22 protein-coding genes are annotated in these 24,167 nt (G+C 60.8%); 13 read left to right on the top strand and 9 right to left on the bottom strand.

The window, feature by feature from the left end:
* Positions 1-66 precede the first annotated feature (66 nt).
* Positions 67-759: a 7-cyano-7-deazaguanine synthase QueC gene (gene queC / locus ACIOMR_RS10895; RefSeq protein ID WP_003216378.1), complete on the top strand. Its 693-nt coding sequence runs from the start codon at positions 67-69 to the stop codon at positions 757-759.
* Between the two features lie 316 nt (positions 760-1,075).
* Here queC and ACIOMR_RS10890 read toward each other — a convergent pair whose 3' ends face one another.
* Complete coding sequence (locus tag ACIOMR_RS10890) at positions 1,076-1,972, bottom strand: queuosine precursor transporter (RefSeq protein ID WP_003216380.1); 897 nt, start codon at positions 1,970-1,972, stop codon at positions 1,076-1,078.
* Positions 1,959-2,564, bottom strand: a complete 606-nt coding sequence (locus tag ACIOMR_RS10885) for a helix-turn-helix transcriptional regulator (RefSeq protein ID WP_401194016.1) — start codon at positions 2,562-2,564, stop codon at positions 1,959-1,961. Before ACIOMR_RS10885 ends, ACIOMR_RS10890 begins: the two co-directional genes overlap by 14 nt.
* A gap of 279 nt (positions 2,565-2,843) precedes the next feature.
* Here ACIOMR_RS10885 and glyA point away from each other — a divergent pair, with 279 nt between their 5' ends.
* The 5 genes from glyA (at position 2,844) to ACIOMR_RS10860 (ending at position 9,277) form a co-directional block, all read left to right on the top strand.
* The gene (gene glyA, locus ACIOMR_RS10880) at positions 2,844-4,199 is read left to right on the top strand and encodes a serine hydroxymethyltransferase (protein ID WP_177040292.1); all 1,356 of its coding nucleotides are present in this window, start codon (positions 2,844-2,846) and stop codon (positions 4,197-4,199) included.
* A 256-nt stretch (positions 4,200-4,455) separates the two neighbouring features.
* On the top strand, positions 4,456-4,992 hold the full coding sequence (locus ACIOMR_RS10875; protein ID WP_023659207.1) for a sugar dehydrogenase complex small subunit: 537 nt from the start codon (positions 4,456-4,458) through the stop codon (positions 4,990-4,992).
* A gap of 14 nt (positions 4,993-5,006) precedes the next feature.
* Complete coding sequence (locus tag ACIOMR_RS10870) at positions 5,007-6,596, top strand: GMC family oxidoreductase (protein ID WP_008435597.1); 1,590 nt, start codon at positions 5,007-5,009, stop codon at positions 6,594-6,596.
* Positions 6,597-6,599: 3 nt separating this feature from the next.
* Positions 6,600-8,042 carry a c-type cytochrome gene (locus ACIOMR_RS10865; RefSeq protein ID WP_401194011.1) on the top strand — a complete coding sequence of 481 codons (1,443 nt, stop codon included), beginning with the start codon at positions 6,600-6,602 and terminating at the stop codon, positions 8,040-8,042.
* A 149-nt stretch (positions 8,043-8,191) separates the two neighbouring features.
* Positions 8,192-9,277 (top strand): pyridoxal phosphate-dependent aminotransferase, encoded by a 1,086-nt coding sequence (locus ACIOMR_RS10860; protein WP_401194008.1) that lies wholly within the window; start codon positions 8,192-8,194, stop codon positions 9,275-9,277.
* 122 nt (positions 9,278-9,399) lie between these two features.
* Here ACIOMR_RS10860 and ACIOMR_RS10855 read toward each other — a convergent pair whose 3' ends face one another.
* The 4 genes from ACIOMR_RS10855 to ACIOMR_RS10840 form a co-directional block, all read right to left on the bottom strand.
* A complete protein-coding gene (locus tag ACIOMR_RS10855) occupies positions 9,400-10,104 on the bottom strand; it encodes a hypothetical protein (protein ID WP_003216395.1) in 705 nt (234 codons plus the stop codon).
* A 102-nt stretch (positions 10,105-10,206) separates the two neighbouring features.
* Positions 10,207-10,461, bottom strand: a complete 255-nt coding sequence (locus tag ACIOMR_RS10850; RefSeq protein ID WP_087692806.1) for a Txe/YoeB family addiction module toxin — start codon at positions 10,459-10,461, stop codon at positions 10,207-10,209.
* Positions 10,458-10,712 carry a type II toxin-antitoxin system prevent-host-death family antitoxin gene (locus ACIOMR_RS10845; protein ID WP_087692805.1) on the bottom strand — a complete coding sequence of 85 codons (255 nt, stop codon included), beginning with the start codon at positions 10,710-10,712 and terminating at the stop codon, positions 10,458-10,460. The genes ACIOMR_RS10850 and ACIOMR_RS10845 overlap by 4 nt, the downstream gene beginning before the upstream one ends.
* A gap of 147 nt (positions 10,713-10,859) precedes the next feature.
* Positions 10,860-12,062, bottom strand: a complete 1,203-nt coding sequence (locus tag ACIOMR_RS10840; RefSeq protein WP_401194003.1) for a pyridoxal phosphate-dependent aminotransferase — start codon at positions 12,060-12,062, stop codon at positions 10,860-10,862.
* A gap of 222 nt (positions 12,063-12,284) precedes the next feature.
* On the opposite strand from ACIOMR_RS10840, the gene ACIOMR_RS10835 reads away from it, so the two are divergent.
* Complete coding sequence (locus tag ACIOMR_RS10835) at positions 12,285-14,309, top strand: c-type cytochrome (RefSeq protein ID WP_401194000.1); 2,025 nt, start codon at positions 12,285-12,287, stop codon at positions 14,307-14,309.
* 142 nt (positions 14,310-14,451) lie between these two features.
* Here ACIOMR_RS10835 and ACIOMR_RS10830 read toward each other — a convergent pair whose 3' ends face one another.
* Entirely contained in the window at positions 14,452-16,470 is a 2,019-nt protein-coding gene (locus ACIOMR_RS10830) for a TonB-dependent receptor (protein ID WP_003216404.1), read from the bottom strand.
* Positions 16,471-16,848: 378 nt separating this feature from the next.
* Here ACIOMR_RS10830 and ACIOMR_RS10825 point away from each other — a divergent pair, with 378 nt between their 5' ends.
* Together ACIOMR_RS10825 and ACIOMR_RS10820 are read left to right on the top strand one after the other, a co-directional pair.
* On the top strand, positions 16,849-17,085 hold the full coding sequence (locus ACIOMR_RS10825) for a VF530 family DNA-binding protein (protein ID WP_003216406.1): 237 nt from the start codon (positions 16,849-16,851) through the stop codon (positions 17,083-17,085).
* A gap of 1 nt (position 17,086) precedes the next feature.
* Positions 17,087-17,728: a Pr6Pr family membrane protein gene (locus tag ACIOMR_RS10820; RefSeq protein ID WP_003216408.1), complete on the top strand. Its 642-nt coding sequence runs from the start codon at positions 17,087-17,089 to the stop codon at positions 17,726-17,728.
* 71 nt (positions 17,729-17,799) lie between these two features.
* Here the strand turns inward: ACIOMR_RS10820 and ACIOMR_RS10815 are convergent, their stop codons facing one another.
* Both ACIOMR_RS10815 and ACIOMR_RS10810 read right to left on the bottom strand, forming a co-directional pair.
* Positions 17,800-18,549, bottom strand: coding sequence for a siderophore-interacting protein (locus tag ACIOMR_RS10815; RefSeq protein ID WP_401193995.1), 750 nt, complete (start codon positions 18,547-18,549; stop codon positions 17,800-17,802).
* A complete protein-coding gene (locus tag ACIOMR_RS10810; protein ID WP_003216412.1) occupies positions 18,546-19,094 on the bottom strand; it encodes a PadR family transcriptional regulator in 549 nt (182 codons plus the stop codon). Before ACIOMR_RS10810 ends, ACIOMR_RS10815 begins: the two co-directional genes overlap by 4 nt.
* 540 nt (positions 19,095-19,634) lie before the next feature.
* Here ACIOMR_RS10810 and ACIOMR_RS10805 point away from each other — a divergent pair.
* From ACIOMR_RS10805 to ACIOMR_RS10790, 4 genes are read left to right on the top strand one after another with little or no spacing between them, the layout of a single operon-like run.
* Positions 19,635-20,156: a fimbrial protein gene (locus ACIOMR_RS10805; RefSeq protein WP_401193991.1), complete on the top strand. Its 522-nt coding sequence runs from the start codon at positions 19,635-19,637 to the stop codon at positions 20,154-20,156.
* Between the two features lie 51 nt (positions 20,157-20,207).
* The gene (locus ACIOMR_RS10800; RefSeq protein ID WP_023659209.1) at positions 20,208-20,768 is read left to right on the top strand and encodes a fimbrial protein; all 561 of its coding nucleotides are present in this window, start codon (positions 20,208-20,210) and stop codon (positions 20,766-20,768) included.
* A 16-nt stretch (positions 20,769-20,784) separates the two neighbouring features.
* Positions 20,785-23,397, top strand: coding sequence for an outer membrane usher protein (locus ACIOMR_RS10795; protein WP_158244083.1), 2,613 nt, complete (start codon positions 20,785-20,787; stop codon positions 23,395-23,397).
* Positions 23,394-24,146, top strand: coding sequence for a fimbria/pilus periplasmic chaperone (locus ACIOMR_RS10790; RefSeq protein ID WP_008435565.1), 753 nt, complete (start codon positions 23,394-23,396; stop codon positions 24,144-24,146). Before ACIOMR_RS10795 ends, ACIOMR_RS10790 begins: the two co-directional genes overlap by 4 nt.
* Positions 24,147-24,167 lie beyond the last annotated feature (21 nt).

The following is a 24,167-nucleotide window of genomic DNA, read 5'->3' as shown; positions in this document are numbered from 1 at the left end:
GCGCGGGGTTTTTTATTGAGGGGCCTTTAAACTATGCCAAATCTTACAAATGCAGGAAGCAGCGTGATGAGTAAAAAAGCCGTTATCGTATTCAGTGGTGGGCAGGATTCGACCACCTGCCTGATCCAGGCACTGGCGCTGTATGACGAGGTGCACTGCATTACCTTCGATTATGGCCAGCGCCATGTGGCGGAAATCGAAGTCGCACAGAAACTCGCCAAACAGCTGGGCGCCACCGTTCACAAAGTGATGGACGTGTCGCTGTTGAACGAGCTGGCCATCAGCAGCCTGACCCGCGACAACATTCCGGTACCCACGGTGAACAGCTCGGGCGAGAGTTTGCCGAGCACCTTCGTGCCTGGCAGGAACATTCTGTTTTTGACCCTCGCGGCGATCTACGCCTACCAGGTCAAGGCGGAAACGGTGATCACCGGGGTGTGTGAAACCGACTTCTCCGGCTATCCCGATTGCCGGGACGAGTTCGTCAAGGCGCTGAACAAAGCGCTGCAACTGGGCATGGAATACGACGTACGCCTGGAAACGCCGTTGATGTGGCTGAACAAGGCCGAGACCTGGGCCCTGGCGGACGATCACCAGCAGCTGGACCTGATCCGCAACCAGACCCTGACCTGCTACAACGGCATTATCGGTACGGGTTGTGGCAACTGCGACGCGTGCAACCTTCGCGCACGTGGCCTGAACGACTACCTCGAAAACAAGGCAGCCGTCATGCAGAGCCTGAAAAGCAAACTGGCGTGATGTCGATCGTTCCCACGCTCCGCGTGGGAACGCATCCCGTGACGCTCCGCGTCACGAAGGCGGACGCAGAGCGTCCGAGGCGGCATTCCCACGCAGAGCGTGGGAACGATCATCAGTTGGCGTGCAGTTGGGCCCGTGATGTAGCGCTTGAACAGCGAGCGGGCGCCATAGGCCGGCAGGATATTGAAGAAGGCAAAGCAGACCTGTCGATCGTTCCCACGCTCCGCGTGGGCACGCATCCCGTGACGCTCCGCGTCACAAAGGCGGACGCGGAGCGTCCAAGGCGGCATTCCCACGCAGAGCGTGGGAACGATCATCAGCTGGCGTGCGGTTGGGCCTGGGTATCGCCCGTGATGTAGCGCTTGAACAGCGAGCGGGCGCCATAGGCCGGCAGGATGTTGAAGAAGGCAAAGCAAACCTTGATCGCGATCTGCACGTAGATCATGTTCAGGATGTCGCTGGTCTGCATGGCGCCGTAGAACGCGATGAAGCAGAACAGGAAACTGTCGATGATCACCGCGAAGAACGTACTCAGGAAAATCCGCAGGAACAGGTACCTGGAATTGGTCAGCTCCTTGATCTTGCACAGCAGGTACGAGTTGATGTTCTCCGACACCAGGAACGAAACCGAAGAGGCGATGAGCACCGACGACACCTGGATGATCACGTCGTTGTAAGGCCCGTCGAGCTTCCAGCCTGGCAAGCCGGGGAGGAAGGTCGAGCCGTAGAGCAGGATGATGATCATCGCGTTACTGGCAAACGCAAACAGGATGGCCCGTCTCGCCAGCCGCAGGCCGAATTGTTCGTTGAGCAAGTCCACGATCAGAAACGTCAGCGGGTAAAGGAACGTGCCGGGCGTGACGATAATGCCCAGCGACTCCAGGTAGATAGGTTTGGTCGCGGCGATGCTGGTGAAGATATAGAACGTAAAGAGCAGCAGGTTCAGGATGATGTAAATCATCCATGAGTTCTCGTTGCGGTCGTTGAGGTCGTACGCGGTCAGCGCTCCGCCCTGTGAGTAGAACTTCTTGTACATGTTCTTCACTTCCATTTTGTTTAAATTGTCCATGATTTCGCTGTTCAGCACTTCGCTCAGCTTTATCCGAATGATCTTGCCCGTGGCGATCACCATGATCACCGCCAGGCTCTTGTCATTCTCGAACCCCAGCAACTTGTATTTGCTGTTCTCGACTTCGTGCTCATACGTTGTCATTGAAGCGCTCCTCGATGATATCTCCCACCACACAGATACGATCCGAGCTGACACACGCTTGATCCGTGATAAATAGTTTTTTGCTGAGCCTGTCGTACACCAACTTTTCCTTGTCGTCGCTCGACGTCCCTTTCTGCACGATCAACAAATCGCCCGGCTCGTTGACGCCGGCAATCGCATGTTCCAGCAGCACGGCTATCAAGTTGTAGCAAGTGCCGAAGTAGTAGGTCAGCGGGTACAGCGTGGCGAGTTCGCCAATGCGCTTGTCCATGCTCGCCATGACCTGGCTTTGCTTGATGATCGGCACGGCAGCAGGGTTCATGTTGCCCTGGGGGGAAATACTGCTGTCGATGATCTCTTTTTCTTCGAAGTCGAGGGTCTCGATTTCTTCATAGGAAACGCCGAAGAAATCCGAGATCTTGCGGATGGTGGACTGCTGTACGTTAACGACCTTGCCTTCCAGAATGTTGTAGATCGTGGTTCTGGTCAGGCCGGCCGCGTTGCACAACGACAGCTGCGTCTCTCCGCGGCTTTTGATCAGGTATTTGATATTGCTCTTCAAATACTCGGTGCGTTCTTTTCTGTGAATCAAATGCCCACCACTTCCTTATGTTCTACACAGAGCGTCCATGTTGCGCTGGGGGTGCGTGCTTCGCCGCGGCGCGAAGTGTTGCATGCGCCTGCCACAAGAATAAAGACCGTGATCAGTTTTTTGGCGATTGGCCAGCATTCAGCCAGGAAAAACCGCGTCTTGTCCCCCTGTGTGCGGCCAAAAAGAATCATTTAATTTGGAAAATGTTCATTTTTCTGCTTAATTGCCCTGCGCCCAACGGAAAGGCGCACGGGATTTTCAGGGAAGGAACACAGGACAATGGCAGTCGACACGCAACCACTTACCCACCAGGCCGACCTGCTGCAACGAGGGCTGGCGGATCTACGGGCAGAAGACGCGGAGCTGGCAGCGTTGCTGGATGCGGAAGTCACGCGCCAACACCAGACGCTGTCGCTGGCCGCTTCGTCCTGCGCAGTGAGGCCGAATATCCTGGCGGCGTCCGCCTCGCTGCTGGTCAACGTGACCGCCGAGGGCACGCCCGGCTGGCGTCATCACGCCGGCTGCGAGAATGCCGACCGGGTCGAAGCCCTGGCTGTGCGCCGAGCGCGTGAGCTGTTCGGTGCGCAATACGCCGGCGTGCAATCACACTCGGGGTCGACTGCCAACTATCAGGTACTGGCGGCCTTGCTGGAGCCGGGAGACACCGTGCTCGGCATGGCCCCCGATCACGGCGGGCATCTGAGCCACGCCAGCCCCGTCGCGTTCACCGGCGCGAACTACAAGGCGCTCAGGTACGGCACTACCTCCAAGGGTGTTATCGACTACGACCAGGTGCGCACACTGGCGCTGGCCCATCGCCCGCGCGTGATCATCTGCGGGGCGACGGCCTACTCGCACACCATTGATTTCGCGCGCTTGCGTGGGATTGCCGACGAAGCCGGGTCGATCCTGCTGGCGGACATTTCGACCATCGCCGGCCTGGTCGCCACCGGGCGCCATCCGAGCCCGATCGACGCAGCCCACGTCACTACGCTGTGCACCCATAAACAACTGGGCGGCCCGCGTGGCGGCCTGATCCTTTCCGGTCGCGACGCCGAAACCAAGGTGCCGGGCCTTAAGACCAGCTTCAGCCGGCTCCTCGATCAAGCCGTGTTCCCACGAATGCAGGGCGCACCGGCCTTCAACATGATCGCGGCAAAGGCGGCGGCGTTCGGCTACGCCATGTCCGCGGATTTCGACGCCTGGATGGCGCGTATTCGCACCACGGCCGACGAACTGGCCAACGCGTTCCAGGCCTGTGACTACGAGGTGGTGGGCGGGCGCAGTGAAAACCACTCGGTGCTGATTCGCTTGCGTGGCGGCATCACCGGCGCCATCGCCCAGGCGGCGCTGGAGCAGTGCGGCATCATCGTGGACAAGCATCGCGCACCGGGAGAGACGCGACCATCATTCGTCGCTGGCGGGTTGTGTATCGGCACCGGCTCCCTGGCGCAACGCCAGCTCGACGCCGATGGATGTCGGCAGGTCGTCGAACTGGTGTGCCGGGTACTCGATGCGGTCACGCCCCTCAACGAGCACAAGTTCACCCTGGATCCGAATGCACAGGAATCCCTGCGCTTGCAGGCTCAAGCCTTGTGCGCGAAGTATCCCCTCGCGGATTACCTGCACAACTGAGCAAACATCCAAATGGATGTTTCATGTTATTGCAGGATAAATTGCTGTACGGTGTTTAAGCGGCTGTTATAGACGGTCGCGTTGTTGCTCATTCTCATCATTAACAAGCTGCACGACAGCTTGGCGTTCTCCTGGCAGTTATAAAAAGGGCTCTTAAAGTCCGTTCAACCTCCGTGAACGAAGTACTCAGCCTTTTGCAGTGAAGTCGAACTAGGCCCGTGCGCCGATAGTTGTTCGACTCATGAGGAGATATCCCGTGATAACCCGAAGAAAACTCCTGTATTCAGGCGCAGCCTTGACCGGTGCTGGCCTGTTTGCCCCGCTGTGGGCAGGTGCCGCGCTGGCGCAGGAAGTCAGCAGCGCCGCCAGCGACGACATTGAATCCTTCCGCCAACTGTCGATGTTCCTCCTCGAACGCTCGAACCTGGATGCCGCCTTGTCCTTGCGCATCCTGGCTCAGTGCACCCGGAACGACCCTGCATTCCCCGAGAAGATCAAAGCCTTGTGGAGCAAGGTTGGCCAGCATCACTTGCGCAACGTCGGCCAGTTGTCCGGCAGCCCGTTCTACGCCGACCCGGTGATCAAGGACACGACGCAGAAAATCGTCTCCGCCTGGTACCTGGGCTACACCGGCACGCCGGTGTCCCTGCGCGCCACCGACGGCACGCGCCTGGTCACCTTCACCGGCGCCCTGGCCTATGCGCCGACCGCGGACGCCACGGTGATCCCGACGTACTCCCGGGGAAAAACCAATTACTGGGTCAATCCTCCGGCCACGCTGGCCAACGACTAAGACAAGGCACTTTTATGAATCAGGATTTTGACGCCGATGTCATTGTGGTTGGCTCCGGCGCATTAGGCAGTAACGCAGCATTTGAATTGGCCAGGCACGGCAAGTCAGTGATTATTCTGGAAGCCGGTGAACATATTCCCCGCTGGAAGATAGTCGAGAACTTCCGTAATTCGTCGAACAAGGGCAATTACAACTCACCCTATCCGAATGAACCGTGGGCCCATCATTCTTACGATGAGCAATACATCGAGAACACCGGTTCTTTCGAGTTCCGCCCCGGCATGTTGAAACTGGTGGGCGGTACCACCTGGCACTGGGCGGCAGCGTGCTGGCGTTACTTGCCCAACGATATGAAACTCAAGACGCTCTACGGCGTAGGTCGCGACTGGCCGCTGGAATACAGCGAGCTGGAACCCTATTACGTGCGTGCGGAAATTGCCCTGGGCGTATGCGGCAGTGACACCCAGGACCAGAGCGGGCAGGGCGGCGGCGCGTTCCCGCCACGCTCAAGCCCGTACCCGATGGCGCCGGAAGGTGATACCTACCTGTTCCAGCGCCTGCGCGAACGCATGGCCCCGGCGGGGTATCACTTTATCCATGAGCCCAATGGCCGTGCCACTGAACCCTACGACGGGCGCCCGGCGTGCAGCGGCAACAACAACTGCATGCCGGTCTGCCCCATCGGCGCGATGTACAGCGGCGACGTGCACGCCCGCCATGCGGAACAGGCCGGCGCCAAGCTGATCACCGACGCCACCGCCTACAAGCTGGAAAAAGGCGCGGACGACAAGATCGTCGCCATCCATTACCGCAGCTCCACCGGCGCCGATGTGCGGCTCACTGCCAAGTACTTCATCGTTGCCGCCCACGGCCTGGAAACCCCCAAGCTGCTGCTGATTTCCGAGGTGGCCAACTCCTCCGACCAGGTCGGTCGCAACCTGATGGACCACACCGGCCAGGGCCTGCAATTTATCGCCGACGAGCCGTTGTGGCCGGGACGCGGCGCGGTGCAGCAGGGCGGGATTTTCAACCGCCGCGACGGCGAGTTCCGCAAGGAGCGGGCCTCGGTCAAACACTCGATCTCCAACAACGTGCCGAACATTGCCGTGGCCAAGCGGCTGATCGCCCAGGGGGTGTACGGCAAGGAGCTGGACGAACGCATCCGCCACGATGCGGCGCGTTGGGTCGACGTCTCTACCGTGTATGAAACCCTGCCATTGCAGACCAACACCGTGCGCCCGAGCCGCACCCGCAAGGACGCCCTGGGCATTCCGATGCTGGTGGTCAACTACGAGGTGGGCGACTACGTGAAGGCGGCCAAGGCCGGCGTCACTGAAGACTATGCGCACTTCGTGCAACTGATGGGCGGCACGGTGGTGGAAGACAACACCGGCTACCAGAACCGCGACCACCTGATGGGCACCGTGATCATGGGCGCCAACCCCAAGGATTCGGTGGTCAACCACGAGTGCCGCACCCACGACCACGCCAACCTGTTTCTCGCTACCACCGGGGTGATACCGGCCTCCGGCACCATCAACCCGACCCTGGCCGGCGTGGCGCTGAGTATCCGTATGGCCGACATCATTGCGCGGGAGGTCTAGGTGATGGGATTGCTTAAATTTCCGCTGCTGGCCTTGCTGCTCACCGCGTTGCCGGTGTTTGCCGCTGAAGACACCGCCGCGCTGATCGAGAAGGGCGCCTATGTCGCCCGTGCCGGCGATTGCGAAGCCTGCCACCGTACCGCCGAGAATGGCGGCGCGCCGCTGGCCGGCGGGTATGTGATCGACTCGCCCATGGGCAAGATCATCTCCAGCAACATCACCCCGTCCAAGGCCTACGGCATCGGCGACTACACCGAGCAACAACTGGCGGACGCCTTGCGCAAAGGCATTAACGCCAAGGGCCAGCACCTGTACCCGGCGATGCCCTACACCTCTTACCAGGGCATGAGCGATGACGACATCCACGCCTTGTATGTGTACCTGCAACAGGGCGTCAAAGCCGTGGACCAGCCGGTGCCGGAAACGCACCTGGCGTTCCCGTTCAACATCCGCCAACTGATGTTCGGCTGGAACCTGGTGTTCCTCGACAGCCAGGGTTTTGTGCCCAAGCCCGGCGCCACCGAACAGACCCGTCGCGGCCAGTACCTGGTGGACAACCTCGCCCACTGCGGCGCCTGCCACACCCCACGTAATGCCTTGATGGCCGAGGACAACAGCCAGTACCTGGCCGGCGCGAAACTGGGGGGCTGGGTTGCGCCCAACATCACCTCCGACAAGGTCAGCGGGCTGGGGGACTGGAGCGAAGATGACCTGGTCAATTTCCTGAAAAACGGTCACCTCGCCGACAAGGCCCAAGCGGCGGGCGGCATGGCCGAAGCCGTGGAAAACAGCTTCCGCTACCTCAGCGACAGCGACCTGCATGCCATGGCCGCCTACCTGCACAGTGTGCCGCCGATCCGCGATCCCGGGCAAACCGAGCGGGTGGTGCGTGACGTCAAGCCGGTGGACATGAGCACCCTGGAAACCGGCCAGGGCGATCAAGCCTCACTGGCCGACGCCACCGGACTGGATGGCGCACGCCTCTACAACTCGGCCTGCTCCAGCTGCCACGGCCGCGATGGCCAGGGCTCGGCTGACAAGTTCTACCCGTCTCTGAGCCTCAACACCGCGCTCAACGGCAACCAGGCCAACAACCTGGTGATGGCGATCATCGCGGGCATCGACCGCAAAGGTGCCGACGGCGCCGTGAGCATGCCGGCCCTGGGCGGTGACCTGAACGACGCGCAAATCGCCGCCATCGCCAACTACAGCCTGCAAACCTTCGGCAACCCGGCGCTGAGCGTCAGTTCCGAAGAAGTCACCAGCCTGCGTCGCGGTGGGGATGCGCCGTTGTTGATCACGGCCATGCCGTACCTGCTGTGGGGCGGTGGCCTGGTGGTGCTGGTGCTGATCATCGTGCTGTTGCTGTGGCGCCGTCACCACCAACACCTGCGGGCAGTGGAGGCCAAGCGGATCGCGTTGAACCGGCGTTTTCATTCCAACTAGCCGGAAACGCAAAAGCCCCGCCTTCGGTATGAAGTGCGGGGCTTTTTGTTGGTTGGGTAAATCACCGGCTGTTTTCCTCGTCATACCCAATTGCAGGAACGGGGGCGAATCCCGCCCCTGAAGCTGCGAGCCGACAAGGAGAGGTCTTCATGGTCAACGTGAGTCGTCGTTCCCTGATCGCACTGGGCGCGGCCTTGCCGTTGCTGGGTCGCCTGGACTGGGCTGAGGCAAGCCCCGCCGCGGCGGCGCCCGAGGTGCTGCTCAACTACAACGAAAGCCCCTACGGGCCCTCGCCGGCTGCGCGGCAGGCCATGCAGCGCGGTATTGCCGTTTCGGGGCGCTACCCGTACCCGGACATGTACGCGCTGGTCGAACAGTTTGCCAAACAGCAGGGCATTCTGGAGGAACAGGTGGCGGTGTTCGCCGGCTCCATGGCTGCGTTGCGCTACGCGGTGCTGGCGTTTACCAGCGAAACCCGCAGCCTGGTGATGGCCACGCCTTCCTACGAAGTTCCGCGCCAGGCAGCCGAGTCGTGCAAGGCCAGGGTGCGTGAAGTGGACCTCACCGCCGATCACGCCCATGACCTTCCCGCCATGCTCACCGTTGACCGCCAGCCCGGCCTGATCTACCTCTGCAACCCGAACAATCCCACCGGCACCCTCACACCCGCCAAGGCCATCGAACAGGCACTGGCGCGCAAACCCCAGGGCAGCATTTTGCTGGTGGACGAGGCCTACATCGACTTCAGTGACGCACCCAGTTGTGTGGCGTGGGTCAAGGACCATGACGACTTGCTGGTGCTGCGCACGTTCTCGAAAATCTACGGCCTGGCCGGCGCACGCCTGGGGCTTGCGATCGGTCACCCGCAGTTGCTGGAACAACTGGCGGTGTTTGGCGGGGACAACGTGCCGGCGGCCGCCAGCCTGCTGGCCGCCCGCGCCAGCCTTGCGGATACGCAACTGGTGCCGGCGCGCAAGGCGCTCAATACCCGGTTGCGGGATGAGACGGTGGCCTGGCTAAAAAACCGCGGATTCACCTGCACGGCGTCTCACAGCAACTGCTTCATGATTGATGTGCGCCGTCCGGCGGAACAGGTCATCGAGCGGCTGGGCGAGCAGGGCGTGAAGATAGGGCGCGTGTGGCAAAACTGGCCGCAGTGGGTGCGGGTCACCGTGGGCAACGCTGATGAGATGCAGCGGTTTCGCGAGGTGTTTGCGGCTCAAGTCGTAGGCTGAATTCGCTGCGACGCAGGTCAAATGTGGGAGCGGGCTTGCTCGCGAAAGCGGAGTGTCAGTCAATGCATACGTGACTGACCCACCGTCTTCGCGAGCAAGCCCGCTCCCACATTTAGATCGAGTTACTGCTGGGCGATGCTGTAGCCCTCAAACGCCGTCTGCTGCTGCAGCGCGGTGATGATGCTTTTACGCGTCAGTGGCTGCTCGGCGCCCGAGTTATCCACAAAGGTTTCAACTTCCAGTTCCGCCTCGTCACCTTCACCGACAAAGGTAAAGCCGAGGAATTCAAACGCCTCACGGTCCACGTTCGGCTTGGATCGCGGCGAACGCAGCGGCAGGGTGACGCTGATGCCGTCCTTGCTGATGGCGAACACTTCCACTTCCTTCTTCGGGCGGGAAGCCTTGCCTTTGCCGGCGCTCGGGTTGCTGATGGCCTGGTGGGTCTGGTTCAGCACCTTGAGGGCCAGGCCGTAGACCAGCTCCTGGAACTCCGGGTCGTCCTTGAAGCTGGACAGGATGCGGCTGATGGAGAACTTGCTGTTCAGGTCTTCGAGGGCGGCGTTGTCGGCGGCTTCGGCGTCCTTGAGCTGCTTGAGCTCGCCCATCAGGTCGTAGGCCTTGTCGTCGTCGAAGGCGTCGTGGGCCTGGCGGATGGCCACGCGCAGCTCGCGGATCTGGTCGCTTTCCTTGGAGGTGTGGAACGCGTCCAGCACCATTTCACTGATGGTCTTGGCCGCCGGCACGTGCTGTGAAAGATTGATGGCGTTTTCGTATTCAGCTTTGGATTGCAAGGCGACTACGGATTCTTCGGTGCGGGAATCAGACATTGAAATTTCACTACTTCAGTAAACGGGGAGACGGGAAAAGCGTCGCGCATTTTCAGCGGGGAGGGGGATCAGGTCAAGGCAGGATCCTGACGGTAAATGGCGTCAATAGTGATAGCGACACATGAGGATCTGTATTTCACCCTCCTCAATCCCGTACACCAGACGATGTTCCGCTGTGATTCGCCTGGACCAGAAACCACTGAGGTTATGTTTGAGTGGTTCTGGTTTGCCAACGCCGTCAAAAGGATCACGCTGGATTGATTTGATCAGTAAGTTGATGCGTTTGAGCCCAGCTTTGTCGTTTTGTTGAAACCAGAGGTAGTCGTCCCAGCCTTCAGGCGTAAAGAGTATTTTCATTCTTCAATCAACTGCCTCGGCTTGGCCTTTCCGGCTCGCAGGCTGTTGATCGATTTGATCAAGCGTTCCGCGTTGTTGGGAGAGCGCAGCAGATAGGCCGTCTCTTCAAGAGCGTTGAACTCTGAGAGAGAGATCATGACCACCGGTTCACCTTTTTGCCGGGTCACCAACAGAGGGGCACGATCTTCGTTTACCCGATCCATCGTGTCCGAGAGATGGGCCCGTGCATGGGTGTAGTTGATAGTTTCCATAATTGAGTCCTCGCTTAATGGCTGAAACGTACAGAAATACGTACAGGTCATCAAGGGGCATCTTACCAACGGTTGATTTAACCGAGGCGCTTGCCCATTTCGAAGGCGCGTTTTTCGTAGCCCAATTCCTGGTACAGCCGCTACCTGTTATCGGCGATCACGTAAAGGCGCGGCGTCGGCCCCAAGCCCTTCGACGAAGCCGGCAATGCGCTGGCAAGCCTCCCTGAGGGTGTCATCGGCGACGGTAAACGAAACCCGCACAAATCCTTCGGCGCTGGCGCCAAACGCTTGGGCGTCAAGCACCGATACGCCGGTCTGGCGATACAGTTGCCAGGCGAATTCCCGGCCGGTGAGCCCGGTGCGGCGTACGTCCACCAGCATGAACATGCCCGCCTGGGGGACTCGGCAGTCCAGCTCGCTGATCGCACTCAACGCGTTCACCACCAGGTCACGCCGGCGCCGATACACCGCGCGGGCATCGCTGACCACGGCCTCATCCAGTTCCAGTGCCTTGAGCGCCGCCGCCTGGATAAACCCTGGCAGGCCGTAAATCATGCACAGCAGCAAGTTCTCCAGATGGCTGATCAACGTGGGCGGGCCTGCCACCCAGCCTACCCGCCAGCCAGTCATGGCGTGGCTCTTCGACAGGCTGTTGAGCACCACCGTGCGCTCGGCCATGCCGGGTAACGCGCTGATGCTCAGGTGTTGATCGTCATAGATGAGCTGCCCATACACTTCATCGCAAATCACCCACAGGTCGTGGGCGCGTGCCACTTCGGCGACGGCTTCCAGCTCTTCGCGGCAGTAGACATTGCCGGTGGGGTTGCACGGTGTAGCGAGGGCGATGCCCCGGGTCTTGTCGGTAATCGCGGCTTGCAGCGCGGTACGGGTCAGGCGAAAGCCGTTGGCGGCCGGTTGTTCGACGGTTCTAATGCGTGCCCCCGAGGCTTGGACACAGGCCTCGTAGGTCAGGTACATCGGCTCTGGCACCAGCACTTCATCGCCGTGGCTGAACAGGCACAAGCAGGCCGCGAACAGGCCATTCTGCGCGCCGGCGACCAGGGCGATATTGTCGGCGTGCACCGCAATCCCTTGCAGCAGGCTCTGCCGGGCCGCGATGGCTTCCCGCAGTTTCGGGCGGCCGAGCACAGGGGTGTAGTGGGTGTCGCCGGCGCGCAGGGCGTCCACGGCGGTTTCACAGATCGCGCTGTGTGTGGCGAAATCCGGGTCGCCGACACTGAGCACAATCACGTCTTCGCCACGCAGTTGGGCTTCGGCGGCGGCGTAGTGAATATCCCAGGCACTGACGGATTCGCCGCCAATGCGCCCCACAAAGGGTGAATAACGCATCCTTGCTCTCCTCGCCGACATCGATGCCCGCGTCAATTAGTCAATTTCAGTTCCACTGTAGAACATGCCGCCTGATCCACATCAAGGGCCGCGCGCAAAAAATCCGCTACAACGAAGCTGGGGCTGGCCATGCCCCGTTATCTGCCTGATGACCCAATAAAAACGATTGCAAACCTGCGCCGAGGGGACCGCCCCAGGCCGGGTTATTAAAGGAATAGTGCGATGATTTTTCCCCTGTCACGTCTGGGCCTTGTGGGGGTGGTGCTGTGCCTGTCCCTTCCCCTGCACGCCAACGAAGCCGACCCCACGCTGATCGAACAGGGCAAATACGTTGCCCAACTGGGCGACTGCATCGCCTGCCACACCGCCAGGCAAGGTGCGCAGATGGCCGGCGGGCTGGAACTGGGCACGCCGATGGGCACGATCTATTCGAGCAACATCACCCCGGACCGTGACACCGGCATCGGCCAGTACACCTTCGAGCAGTTCGACCGGGTGATGCGTGAAGGCGTGACGCCGGCCGGGCAGAACCTGTACCCGGCGATGCCTTACCCGTCCTACGCGAAGATGAGCGAAGGCGACATGCGCGCCTTGTTCGCCTACCTGATGCAGGGCGTGGAGGCGGTGAACAAACCCAACCTGGACGCCGAGATGGGCTTCCCGTTCAACCAGCGCTGGGGCCTGGCGTTGTGGAATTTGGCGTTTCTCGACAAGCAACCATTCGTGCCGGACCCGGCGAAGGATGACGTGCTTAACCGTGGCGCCTACCTCGTCCAGGGCCTGGGCCACTGCGGCTCGTGCCACACCCCGCGCGGCATCGCCTTCCAGGAAAAAGCCATGAGCGACGCGGGCCGCAGTGGCCGGCATTACCTGGCCGGTGAGACTGTCGAGCACTGGCGCGCCTTGAGCCTGCGCAACCTGTGGACGGTGGACGACACCGTGCAATTGCTCAAGACCGGGCAGAACCGCTTTGCCACGGTCGCGGGCAACATGGCGGATGTGATTCATCACAGTACCCAACACTTCACCGATGCCGATTTGACCGCCATCGCGACGTATCTCAAATCCCTGCCGCCGGGCAAGGACGATCTGCCGATGCCCGCCGTGGCCCACGAACCCGCCGCACCGCCCAAGGACTTGTTCACCAGCCGTGGTGGCCTGGGTTACATGCAGTTTTGCAGTGACTGCCACCGCAGCGATGGCGGCGGGGTGAAAGGGCTGTTCCCGCCGTTGGCCGGCAACCCGAGCGTTGCCTCGAACAACCCGACGTCACTGCTGCACATCACCCTCACCGGTTGGGAAACCGCCGAGACCGCAGCCCATCCACGGGTCTACACCATGCCTGGGTTTGCGCGGTTGGCGGATCAGGAAATCGCTGAAATCCTCAGTTTCGTGCGCAGCAGTTGGGGCAACGAAGGCACGCCTGTCACGGCTGCCCAAGTGAAGAAAATGCGCGGCCAGCTCAACCCGGTCACCACCGATTCGTCAGCGTTTGAAACCCCACGCCTGGCCGAATTGTTGGCGGCGCCGAATGCCGATCAGGTGGTACGCGGCATGCGCCTGCACCTGCAGACCAAGGAACTGCTGCCCAATAACGTGGGCAACTCGCTGAACTGCACCAGCTGCCATCTCAACGCCGGCACCGTGGCGGATGGTTCGCCGTTTGTGGGCGTCTCGGCATTTTTCCCGAGCTATGCGCCGCGTGCGGGCAAGGTGGTGAGCCTGGAAGAGCGGATCAACGGCTGCTTCCGTCGCTCGATGAATGGCAAACCGTTGCCACCGGAATCGGCGGATATGCAGGCGATGGTGGCGTACTTCGACTGGATGAAAAACAACACCAGGCCCGAAGACAAAGTCGCCGGGCGCGGGGTGGGCAAGGTCGACCCGGCGATCAAGCCGGATATGCAGAATGGCAGGCAGGTGTACGCCCGGCAATGCGCGGTGTGCCATGGCGACAATGGCCAAGGGTTGACGCGGGCGGATGGCGAGTTGGTGTACCCGCCGTTGTGGGGCGAGCAGTCGTTCAATATCGGGGCGGGGATGGCGCGGCTGTACACGGCGGCGGCGTTCGTCAAACGCAACATGCCGATTGGCTTCCACGAGAAATTCCCGTTGGGGCAGGGCGGGTTGTCGGATCAGGAAGCGGTGGATGTGGCAGCGTACTTCTCCCAACAACCTCGTCCGGATTTCCCGGACAAGGTGAAGGACTGGCCGAAGGGGGGTAAGCCCGTGGATGCGCGGTACTAACCCCACAACCTGTTCGAAGTGGGCACAGTCAATGTGGGAGCGGGCTTGCTCGCGAAGACGGTGAGTCAGTCACCCATGTATTGACTGACACTGCGCTTTCGCGAGCAAGCCCGCTCTCACAGTTTTAACCGAGTGCAGTCAGTTAGAAGGTGGTGCGCAACCCAACCTGCACACTTCGACCCGGCGCCGGGGCGATGTCCCGCAGGATCGAACTGGCGTAGCGCACGGTCTGGTTCGTCAGGTTCTCGCCGTTGACGAACGCCAGCCACTGGCTGCCGCCGACATTGAAGCGGTAGCCGGCGCTGGCGCCCAACGTGGTGTAGCCGTCGGTACCGCTTTCGTTATCCGGCACCCGCCCCTGGCCCGCCGCGTGTTCAACGTCAATCCGCGCCTGCCAGCGATCCAGTTCCCACAAGAGGCCGCTGTTCAAACGCAACGGCGCAATGCGGGGCAACGCTTCACCCGTGTCCAGGTTGGTTGCACGGGTGTAGTCGCCCGACAGTTCCAGCGCAAACTTGCCGTAGGCACCTTCCCCCAGCTTGATGTGATCCTGGGCTTCAAAGCCTGCGAAACGCGCACGCACACCGGAATATTTGTACTCAGGGATGCCGCCGGCGTCTTCCTCGCCTTCGTCATTCAAGGTGCGACCGCTGCCCAGCAGGCCGATGTAGTTGGAGAAGTGGCTGTAGAACACGCCGAAGCTGCCCTTGTGGGTGCCGTTGTCGAAGCGCAGTGCCAGGTCGCTGGACACGGCTTTTTCTTTCGACAGGTTGGCGTCGCCCAGTTCATAGGTGCCGGTGGCGACGTGAGCGCCGTTGGCATACAGCTCGTAGAAGGTCGGGGCACGTTCGGTGTAGCCGAGGGTGGCGGCCAGGGACCAGATCGGCGTGAGGGTGTACACCGCGCCGGACGACAGGCTGCCGGCGGTGAAGTCGGCGGATTTGTCGGCATTGGCGAAGCGTGCGTTGCCTTTGCCGTCCGGGTCGACGTTAGTGTGTTCCAGGCGCCCGCCGAGGCTCAGCTTGAGGCGCTCGGTGGCCTGCATTTCTTCGAGGATAAACAGCGCGCCGGCGTTGGTATCGGTCTGCGGCACGAAGGCTTCTTCACCCAGGGCCGAGAATTCATTACGACTGACTTGGGCGCCCACCACGCCGTTGAACGGCCCGATCGGCAAGTGTCGCGCTTCCACCCGGGCTTCATAGCCCTTGTTCTTGAAGGTGGTGCCGGTCTCGCCGCCTTCGATTTCCATGTGCTTGTAGTCGGTATAGCCGGCGTCGAGTTTGACCGAGGTGAACGGGCCTTGCAGGTTGCGGATTTCGGACGCAAAGGCGTAGTGATCCTGCTTCATGCGGATGCGCACGTCCTGCTCGGCCGGGGAGCCGTAGTTGCTGTCGTAGTTGCTGTAGGACAGCCCGGCGTAACCGTCGTCCCAAGTGTAGGAACCGCCGACTGCACCACCGTCCTGGCGTCCGTCGCTGTTGCCGAGGCGACCGTTCTTGCCTTCACCGTCGTCGCTTGGCGGTGCATGGCGGCTGCGGGCAAAGCCGGGGATTTTCAGGTCGTTGAATTCCCGCGCGCTGGCGTCCAGGTGCAAGGCGAAGGTGCCGTTGCCGGCTTCCAGTTTGCCAGCGCTGCTGCGGGTGGTGTCGGCGCCGCCGTAGCGCAATTCACCGGCCCCGTGAATGCCTTCGATGGCTTCGGTGGGGATGCGGTTGTCGAAGGTATTGACCACGCCGCCGATGGCGCTGCCGCCATAGAGCAGGGCGGCCGGGCCACGCACGATTTCGATGCGGTCGACGTTGACCGGGTCCAGCGGCACGGCGTGGTCATAGGACAACGACGAGGCATCCAGCGCGCCGACTCCGTTGCGCAGTAGGCGAATGCGGTCACCATCCTGGCCACGAATGATCGGCCGGCTGGCCCCCGGGCCGAAGTACGACGACGACACACCGGGCTGCTTGTTCAGGGTTTCACCCAGGCTGCCTTTTTGTTGCAGGGTCAGGTCATCGCCTTCCAGCACGGTGGTGGGCGAGGCGAGGGTTTCGCTGCCCAGCGGGTTGCCGGTGATGACTTGGGGTTGCAGTTCCAGGGCATTGGCCTGGGAGGTGATCAACAGGGCGGCGGCCAGCGGGGTGAGGCGCCAGAGAGAAGAGAGGGACATCGGTCGTTCCTTGGCAAACGGCAAAAAGAGAAGGCTGAAAACGGTAAGGGATTCGATACCCTTTGATAGTTATCGTTACAATATAACATCACTTTTTTCCCTGCCAAGGGGAACTTTCCCAAACCCCGCTCGATCACTCCCACGCTGATCGTTCCCACGCTCTGCGTGGAAATGCATGCCGTGACGCTCTGCGTCACCATTGCGCAGGGTTAAAACTTGCGTCGACCGAGGGACGCAGAGCGTCCAATTCGGCATTCCCATGCAGGGCGTGGGAACGATCGAACAGTGGCCTATAGTGAAGGCAACGCTTCCACCCGCACGGCCCGTCCGCTAAGGTGCGCGGCTTCGTTTTCTTCTTTTCTGCACAAAAGGCCCGGCATGACCGCGACAAACAAAGACCCACTGCACGGCGTCACCCTGGAACAGGTCCTCACCGCGCTGGTGGCGCATTACCAATGGGAAGGCCTGGCCGAACGCATCAACATCCGTTGTTTTTCCAGTGACCCGAGCATCAAGTCGAGCCTGTCGTTCCTGCGCAAGACACCCTGGGCGCGGGAGAAGGTCGAGGGCCTGTACGTGAAGTTGATGCGCACCAAGCGACCGGTCGAGGACTGAGGTGAAACGTCACCTTATCGGCCTGGCAGCCCTCGGCGGTTGGGCCGGCCTGGCGCTGCAGCAGTACATCATTTTCTACTTCCGCTGGGTCGATGGCGCCAGCCTGTTGCCGGGCCTGGTGAATTTCTTCAGCTTCTTCACCGTGCTCACCAACACCCTGGTGGCGGTGGTGTTGACCCATGCGTGGGTGCAACGGCCAACCGCGGCGAGCCGGTTCTTCCTCGGGCCCGTAGTCAGCAGCGGGATTGCCGTGAGCATTGTCGTGGTCAGCCTCGCCTACAGCCTGTTGTTGCGCCACATGTGGCAGCCTGCGGGGGTGCAGTTTGTGGCGGACGAGCTGCTGCACGACGTGATGCCGTTGGTGTTTGTCGCGTATTGGTGGTGGTGCGTGCCCAAGGGCAGCCTGCGCCTCAAACACATCGGGCTGTGGGTGATTTACCCGGTGGTGTACTTCGCCTATGCGTTGTTGCGCGGGTATGTGTGGGGGCTGTATCAGTATCCGTTCATTAACGTGGACACCCTGGGTTATCCACAGGTGTTCATCAATGCCGGGGGGATTCTGGTGGGGTTTGTACTGATTGCTCTGGGGGTGGTGGGGCTGGATAAAATCTGTAGGAGCGAGCTTGCTCGCGAAGAACGTTAACGATAACGCAGTGTGTCTGGTTTAACGCGGCGCTCTCAGGTTCTTCGCGAGCAAGCTCGCTCCTACAGGGATCACTGTTGCCAGTAACCCACGGCCTTGAGGAATGCCTCATTGACGTTGTGCGTGTCCAGCAGCACCCGCCGTACCTGGCGCGAGAGCTTGCTCTCGGTGGCGACAAAGCTGTACAGCGAACCGTCCGGCAGCGTCAGGTTCTGCACCGTCTCGAGCAGGTCATCCTGGCCGCGCACCACCCAGATCACTTCCACTTCGGCAGCGCTGGCCAGCGGCTGCTGTTCCGCCGCATTGGCGATCTCTATCACCGCCAATACCTTGCGCCCCGCCGGTAATTCGTCCAGGCGCCGGGCAATCGCCGGGATCGCGGTTTCATCGCCGATCAACAGGTAGCTGTCGAAGATATCCGGCACGATCATCGAGCCACGCGGCCCACCGATATGCAGGTGCTGGCCGACCTTGGCCTGCTCGGCCCAGGTGGAGGCAGGGCCATCGCCATGCAGCACGAAGTCGATGTCCAGCTCGCCGATGTCCAGGTCGTACCGGCGTGGGGTGTAGTCGCGCATGGCGGGTTGCGGGCCGTCGCCGCGCAGGTTGAAGTCGGGGCTGTCCAGCGCCGCCTGTTCGGCGGCGTTCTGTGGGAACAGCAGCTTGATGTGATCGTCACTGCCCAGGCTGATAAAGCCCGCCAGTTCCGGCCCGCCCAGGGTGATGCGGCGCATGCGCGGGGTGATGTCGACCACCCGCAGGACTTCGAGGCGGCGGCGTTTGATTTCGTGGGTCACGCGGTGGATGGCTTGGGTATTCATTGAGCTTTCCCGTCGGCAATGGCTTGGGCGGTGCTGTTGAGCAGCGCCGCGACACGAACGATTTCTTCCGGGCTCCAGCGCCCGTGGTGCGAATGCAAGGCGTGGCGCAGGTTATGCACCGCCTCGTGGATTTCCGGCGGACGGTCCTGGCCCCGCAGCGAACGTTTGCTCACATCCATGCGCATGCGAATGCCTTCGAGGGCAACCGCCTGTTCGCTTAAGAAGAGACGACCGGCGTCGGTGATTGTGTAGCGTTTTTTTCCGTCTTCGGCGTCGCCGGTAATCAATTCGCTTTCTTCGAGAAAGGTCAGCGTGGGGTAGATCACGCCGGGGCTGGGGCTGTAGGCGCCGTCGAACAGGGTCTCGATCCGGCGAATCAGGTCGTAGCCATGGCACGGCTGTTCGGCGATCAGCGCCGGCAGCAGCAGTTTCAGGTCGCCGGGGGCGAAGACCCGCGGGCCACGGCCGCCGCGCTCGCGGCCTGGACGTTTGTCGAAGCCGTCGCGGCTGTCACCGGGGTCGCGGTGTGAATGATGGTCTCTCATTTTGGGTGCTCTCGTTTGGTTTAGATACAACGTAAGATATATCTTATTGCCGCCGCAACCCCGGCAGACGAACGGTCATCTCGCGTCTTGTGAGACGGGACTCGAAACGGGCCGATCAGCGCACTGACCCTTTCGACATATTCGCCAACTTGTTAGTTGGCGTGCCCCAGTAATTACTGTTGTTTTTTATAATATGTAATCCTATTCTTACGGACTTGTTCTGCACTAAATCATTCTCGTTAAGTTGATGTAGTCCGTTTCTTACGGTTGATTCAAAAGTTTTGGCAAAGTGCCATAATTTTCCTATGTGTCTTGGTGTGACAAGGCTACGTGAATAAGCGAATCGACCGGCTTTCATATTCAAAATCGAAATGGATAATTGCCCGGCCTCGAACGAACTCCTGAATTGCAATACAAGTAATTGGAAAGCATCCGATTTCCATTGCTTCAGGAAATTGTTCTGGCGCTGGGTTAATTAAGTCCTGTGCGCAACTAAGCCAGGATTTCGTTTTGATTTTTAATACATGTGAGCCTCTGCAAATGAAGACTAAAGTAAAAGCTGCGCTGTTGACTGTCGGCCTGTTGGCGGGTTCGATCTCTGTTGCTAATGCGGCGGACGGGACGATTACATTTACCGGTTCGGTCCATTCGGGTGCTTGCTCTATCAAGCCTGAGTCTGTGGATCAGTCAGTTGCACTTGGCGCTATTGCAAAGCATCAGTTGCAATCCGGCGGCAAGTCCACCGCCCGCCCCGTGGCGATCGAGCTTGAAGGGTGCGACCTGTCTGGCCTCACCGATAACACCGTGACCACTACCTTCACCGGTGCACCGTCCAGCGTTGTGCCTGGCGGCATTGGCACGGTCGGCAGCGCGGGCGGCATCGGCATCATGATGACCCACGGCGGCAAAGCGATTGAGTTGGGCGTGCCAACCACTCCGCAGGCCATTGTTGCCGGTAATAACACCCTGCAGTTCGGCGCCTACGTACAAGGCCAGGCGACAGGCGACATCGTTCCTGGTGATTTCAGCGCGGTCGCCAACTTCACCTTGGCTTATCAGTAAGTGTTTCCCCCGCCACCACTGGTGGCGGGGGAAAACTGGCGGGAGATCAAGGTGAAAACATTCATAAGTCTCGCTATTGCCTCTTCATTGACGTTGTTCATCAGCCCTTGTGATGCCGCGCAGACGCGTGTGCAAGGCGATGGGCTCGTCACGCTGGGAGGCGAGATCATCGACTCGGCCTGCGGGCTGGAAGCGGTCACTGCCGATCAGACCATCGACATGCCTCCCGAACCCATCGGCCGCCTGTTGCGAGAGGGCGCGGGGCAAATGCAGCCGTTCCAGCTACGGCTGGTCAACTGCACCGTGACGCGTCCCGACCCGCTGCGCCCCGGCGAAACGCTGCCGGACTGGGAGCATCTTCGCGTGACGTTCGACGGGCCCAGCGATATGGGCGGGCGCACCTTTGCGGCCTTTGGGGCCTCGCAGGGGGTTGCTTTCCATATTGAGGACGCCGCTGGCCAGGTGAGTGTGCCGGGAGTGCCGATGGCGCTGCTGCCGGTGGTTGATGGCGACATGACACTTCATTACAGGCTCCGCCTGGTGGGCAACGGAGTGCCGCTGTTGGCAGGGGCTCACCGCGCGGCAGTGCGGTTCAAGTTGGAATACTTTTGAAGATTGAGTTGCGTGTATGTTGAATACGTCGAAAGTCATGAATACGCTGCGCCCCAGCCTCTTTGGCGGGTTGATATCACTGGCTGGAACTGCAATGGGCGCCGGGGATATTGAGTTTAATACCGACGTTCTTGATCTGATTGATCGCTCCAATATTGACCTGTCTCAGTTTGCACGCAGTGGGTTTATCTTGCCTGGCACCTACTCGATGGTGGTCCAGCTCAATACCCAACCTATATCTGAACAATCGGTGGCGTTCTTTGCCCCCGATGATGATCCCAAAGGCAGTGTGCCCTGTTTATCGCGCGAGCTTGTCGAGCAACTGGGCCTCAAGGCGTCCGGTGCTGACCAGCTGAAGTGGTGGAAGGGCGGGCAGTGCCTGGATGTCACGGGCTTGCCCGGCATGGAAGTCAGTGCCGACCTGGGCACGTCCACCCTGGACATCAACCTTCCCCAGGCCTACCTGGAATACAGCGCCATCAACTGGGACCCGCCGTCACGTTGGGACGAGGGGGTGCCGGGGCTGCTGGTCGACTACAACATGACGGCGCAGTCCAGCTACCGCAAAGGTGACGGTACGCGCAATGACCTCAGCGGTAACGGCACACTCGGGGCCAATGCCGGGGCCTGGCGCCTGCGGGCGGATTGGCAAGGGCGTGTCGAGAAAGACCGCGAGGCGCAGGCCAGCCGGCAAAAACTGGAGTGGAGTCGCTATTACGCATATCGCGCCATTCCTGCGCTGAAGGCACGCCTGGTGTTGGGCGAGGACTACCTGTATTCGGACCTGTTCGACAGCTTCCGCTTTACCGGTGCCGGGCTCAAGTCAGACGAAAGCCAGCTGCCGCCCAACCTGCGGGGCTATGCACCGGAAGTGGTCGGGGTGGCCAAGACCAATGCAAAGGTTGTCATCAGCCAGCAGGGGCGTGTGCTCTATGAAACGCTGGTGGCGGCAGGCCCTTTTCGGATCCAGGACCTTAACGACGCCGTGTCCGGCACGCTGGATGTGCGGGTCGAGGAGCAGGACGGTTCGGTACAGAAATTCCAGCTCGATACGGCAGGCGTTCCCTACCTGACGCGTCCCGGGCAGGTTCGTTACAAGCTGTCTGCCGGGCGACCGTCCAACCTGCAGTACCACTCCCACGGTGACTTTTTCGGCACCGGCGAGTTTTCCTGGGGAATCAGCAATGGTTGGTCGCTGCTGGGCGGTGCGATAACGGATAACAACTACCGTGCGCTGTCGGTGGGGGCGGGGCGGGATTTGCTGGCGTTCGGGGCCGTTTCCCTGGACGTCACCCAGTCTCGCGCCAGCCTGTGGAACCAGACACTTTCGGGCAAATCCTACCGCCTTCAATATTCCAAGAACTTTGAAGAGTACGACAGCCAGGTCACCTTCGCCGGTTACCGGTTCTCCGAGAAGAACTACTTGAGCATGAGCCAATACCTGGATGCTCGGCACTATGGGTTGAACGGTGAATTGGGTGGGCGCGGCGTGTTCGATGAAGACGGTAACTTCATTGAACACTGGAAACCCATTGGCGGTAACAAGGCGCTGTATACGGTCACGGTGAACAAACAGTTCCGCGATCTGAACACCACGGTGTATGCCAGCTACAACAAACAAACCTATTGGAACCGGCCGGACACCCAGCGCTGGAACCTGTCGGCGTCTCGTTACTTCAACGTGGGCTCTGTCAGGAACATGAGCCTGTCGCTGAATTTATATCGCACCCATGAATACCAATATAAGGACAACGGAGCAGCGCTGACGGTCAGCCTGCCATTGGGACCCACCGGCACCCTGTCGATGGATGCCAACAGGGCCGGCGGCAAAAACAGCTTTACCACACGCTACGCCGATCGCCTGGATGAACGTAACAGCTACCAGGTCAGTGCCAGCGACACCTCGGCCAGCGGCTACCTGAGCCATATTGGTGACCAGGCCGACATCGACCTCAGCGCCACGACGCAACAAGGCAATAACCGCACCCTCAGCGCATCCGTGCGTGGCGGCGGCACGCTCACGCCTTACGGCGGGGCGCTGCATCGAACCACCAGTACCGGCGGAACCCGGCTGCTGGTCGATACCGCCGGTGTGCCCGATGTGCCCGTGCGGGGCTACGGCACGCCGACCCGCAGCAACGCGTTCGGCAAGGCGGTCATCTCCGACATCACCAGCTACCAGCGTACGGCGGCCAGTGTTGACCTGGAGAAATTGCCCAGCGATGTCGAGGCCACTCAATCCGTGACGCAACTGACCCTCACCGAGGGGGCCATTGGCTACCGATCCCTGGAAGTGATTTCCGGCCAGAAGGCCATGGCGGTTCTTCGCCTGCCGGATGGCAGCGCACCGCCCTTCGGCGCCACGGTGAAAAACCGCAAGCAGCAGGACACCGGGGTGGTGAATGACGGCGGGGATGTCTACCTGAGCGGCATTCAGGCCGGCGAGCAGATGATCGTCAGCTGGGGCGGCACCGAGCGTTGTGTCCTGACGCTGCCTGTCGAGTTGCCAACGGATGCGTTCACCGATGCCCTGCAACTGCGCTGCCAGAGGGTAGCCGTCGATCAAGCCTCACCCGAGCCAGCCACCCTGACCGGCCAGCGAAACACTATGGAGAACCCATCCTCATGAAACACCACATACGTTTTACCTACGCACTGCTGCTGGCGGTCTTGAGCCAGAGCGCCAACGCCGCTGTCGGCCTGGACCGTACCCGCGTGATTTTCGACGGTGGCAAAGACGCAACCAGCGTCAACATCACCAACAACAACCCCCAGTTGCCGTACCTGGCCCAGGGCTGGATCGAGGATGAAGAGGGCAACAAGATCACCTCGCCGTTGATCGTGCTGCCACCGGTCCAACGCCTGGAGCCCGGCAAGCAAAGCCAGGTAAAAGTCCAGGCGTTGCCGGCCGCCAAATCGCTGCCCCAGGATCGGGAGACGGTCTACTACTTCAACCTGCGGGAAATTCCGCCGCGCAGCGACAAGCCCAACACCCTGCAAATCGCCCTGCAAACCCGGATCAAATTGTTTTACCGGCCGCAGGCAATTACCCCCACCCAGCAGGACCTGTCCAACCCATGGCAGGAAAAGCTGACCCTTACCCGGCAAGGCGATCACTACCAGGTGAATAACCCCACGCCTTACTACGTGACCCTGGTGGATGCGCGCAGCAGCAAGGACGGCAAGACCATACCGGGCTTCGAGCCGGTGATGGTCCCGCCCAAAGGCACGCAGGCCCTGGGGCCGACTGCCAAGGAGCTCGGCACCACCCCCTATTTGTCCTACGTGAATGATTACGGTGGCCGTCCGCTGCTGGCGTTCACCTGCAGTGGCGAGACATGCAAGGTGAACACGCAACTGTCTGTGGCCAATCAGTAGTGCCTGCTGCCGGAGAACGTC

Origin of the sequence: Pseudomonas sp. NPDC087814 (assembly GCF_044742865.1) — a bacterium.
In the GTDB taxonomy this organism is placed as follows: Bacteria; Pseudomonadota; Gammaproteobacteria; order Pseudomonadales; family Pseudomonadaceae; genus Aquipseudomonas.
Note: the sequence above shows the minus strand (reverse complement) of the source record. Positions and strands in the feature narration are given on the sequence as shown.

Excerpts from the sequence above, each read along its gene's own strand:
- queC (WP_003216378.1), top strand. The coding sequence starts at position 67 with ATGAGTAAAAAAGCCGTTATCGTATTCAGTGGTGGGCAGGATTCGACC.
- ACIOMR_RS10890 (WP_003216380.1), bottom strand. The coding sequence starts at position 1,972 with ATGACAACGTATGAGCACGAAGTCGAGAACAGCAAATACAAGTTGCTG.
- glyA (WP_177040292.1), top strand. The coding sequence starts at position 2,844 with ATGGCAGTCGACACGCAACCACTTACCCACCAGGCCGACCTGCTGCAA.
- ACIOMR_RS10870 (WP_008435597.1), top strand. The coding sequence starts at position 5,007 with ATGAATCAGGATTTTGACGCCGATGTCATTGTGGTTGGCTCCGGCGCA.
- ACIOMR_RS10865 (WP_401194011.1), top strand. The coding sequence starts at position 6,600 with ATGGGATTGCTTAAATTTCCGCTGCTGGCCTTGCTGCTCACCGCGTTG.
- ACIOMR_RS10860 (WP_401194008.1), top strand. The coding sequence starts at position 8,192 with ATGGTCAACGTGAGTCGTCGTTCCCTGATCGCACTGGGCGCGGCCTTG.
- ACIOMR_RS10855 (WP_003216395.1), bottom strand. The coding sequence starts at position 10,104 with ATGTCTGATTCCCGCACCGAAGAATCCGTAGTCGCCTTGCAATCCAAA.
- ACIOMR_RS10850 (WP_087692806.1), bottom strand. The coding sequence starts at position 10,461 with ATGAAAATACTCTTTACGCCTGAAGGCTGGGACGACTACCTCTGGTTT.
- ACIOMR_RS10845 (WP_087692805.1), bottom strand. The coding sequence starts at position 10,712 with ATGGAAACTATCAACTACACCCATGCACGGGCCCATCTCTCGGACACG.
- ACIOMR_RS10840 (WP_401194003.1), bottom strand. The coding sequence starts at position 12,062 with ATGCGTTATTCACCCTTTGTGGGGCGCATTGGCGGCGAATCCGTCAGT.
- ACIOMR_RS10835 (WP_401194000.1), top strand. The coding sequence starts at position 12,285 with ATGATTTTTCCCCTGTCACGTCTGGGCCTTGTGGGGGTGGTGCTGTGC.
- ACIOMR_RS10830 (WP_003216404.1), bottom strand. The coding sequence starts at position 16,470 with ATGTCCCTCTCTTCTCTCTGGCGCCTCACCCCGCTGGCCGCCGCCCTG.
- ACIOMR_RS10825 (WP_003216406.1), top strand. The coding sequence starts at position 16,849 with ATGACCGCGACAAACAAAGACCCACTGCACGGCGTCACCCTGGAACAG.
- ACIOMR_RS10815 (WP_401193995.1), bottom strand. The coding sequence starts at position 18,549 with ATGAATACCCAAGCCATCCACCGCGTGACCCACGAAATCAAACGCCGC.
- ACIOMR_RS10810 (WP_003216412.1), bottom strand. The coding sequence starts at position 19,094 with ATGAGAGACCATCATTCACACCGCGACCCCGGTGACAGCCGCGACGGC.
- ACIOMR_RS10805 (WP_401193991.1), top strand. The coding sequence starts at position 19,635 with ATGAAGACTAAAGTAAAAGCTGCGCTGTTGACTGTCGGCCTGTTGGCG.
- ACIOMR_RS10795 (WP_158244083.1), top strand. The coding sequence starts at position 20,785 with ATGTTGAATACGTCGAAAGTCATGAATACGCTGCGCCCCAGCCTCTTT.
- ACIOMR_RS10790 (WP_008435565.1), top strand. The coding sequence starts at position 23,394 with ATGAAACACCACATACGTTTTACCTACGCACTGCTGCTGGCGGTCTTG.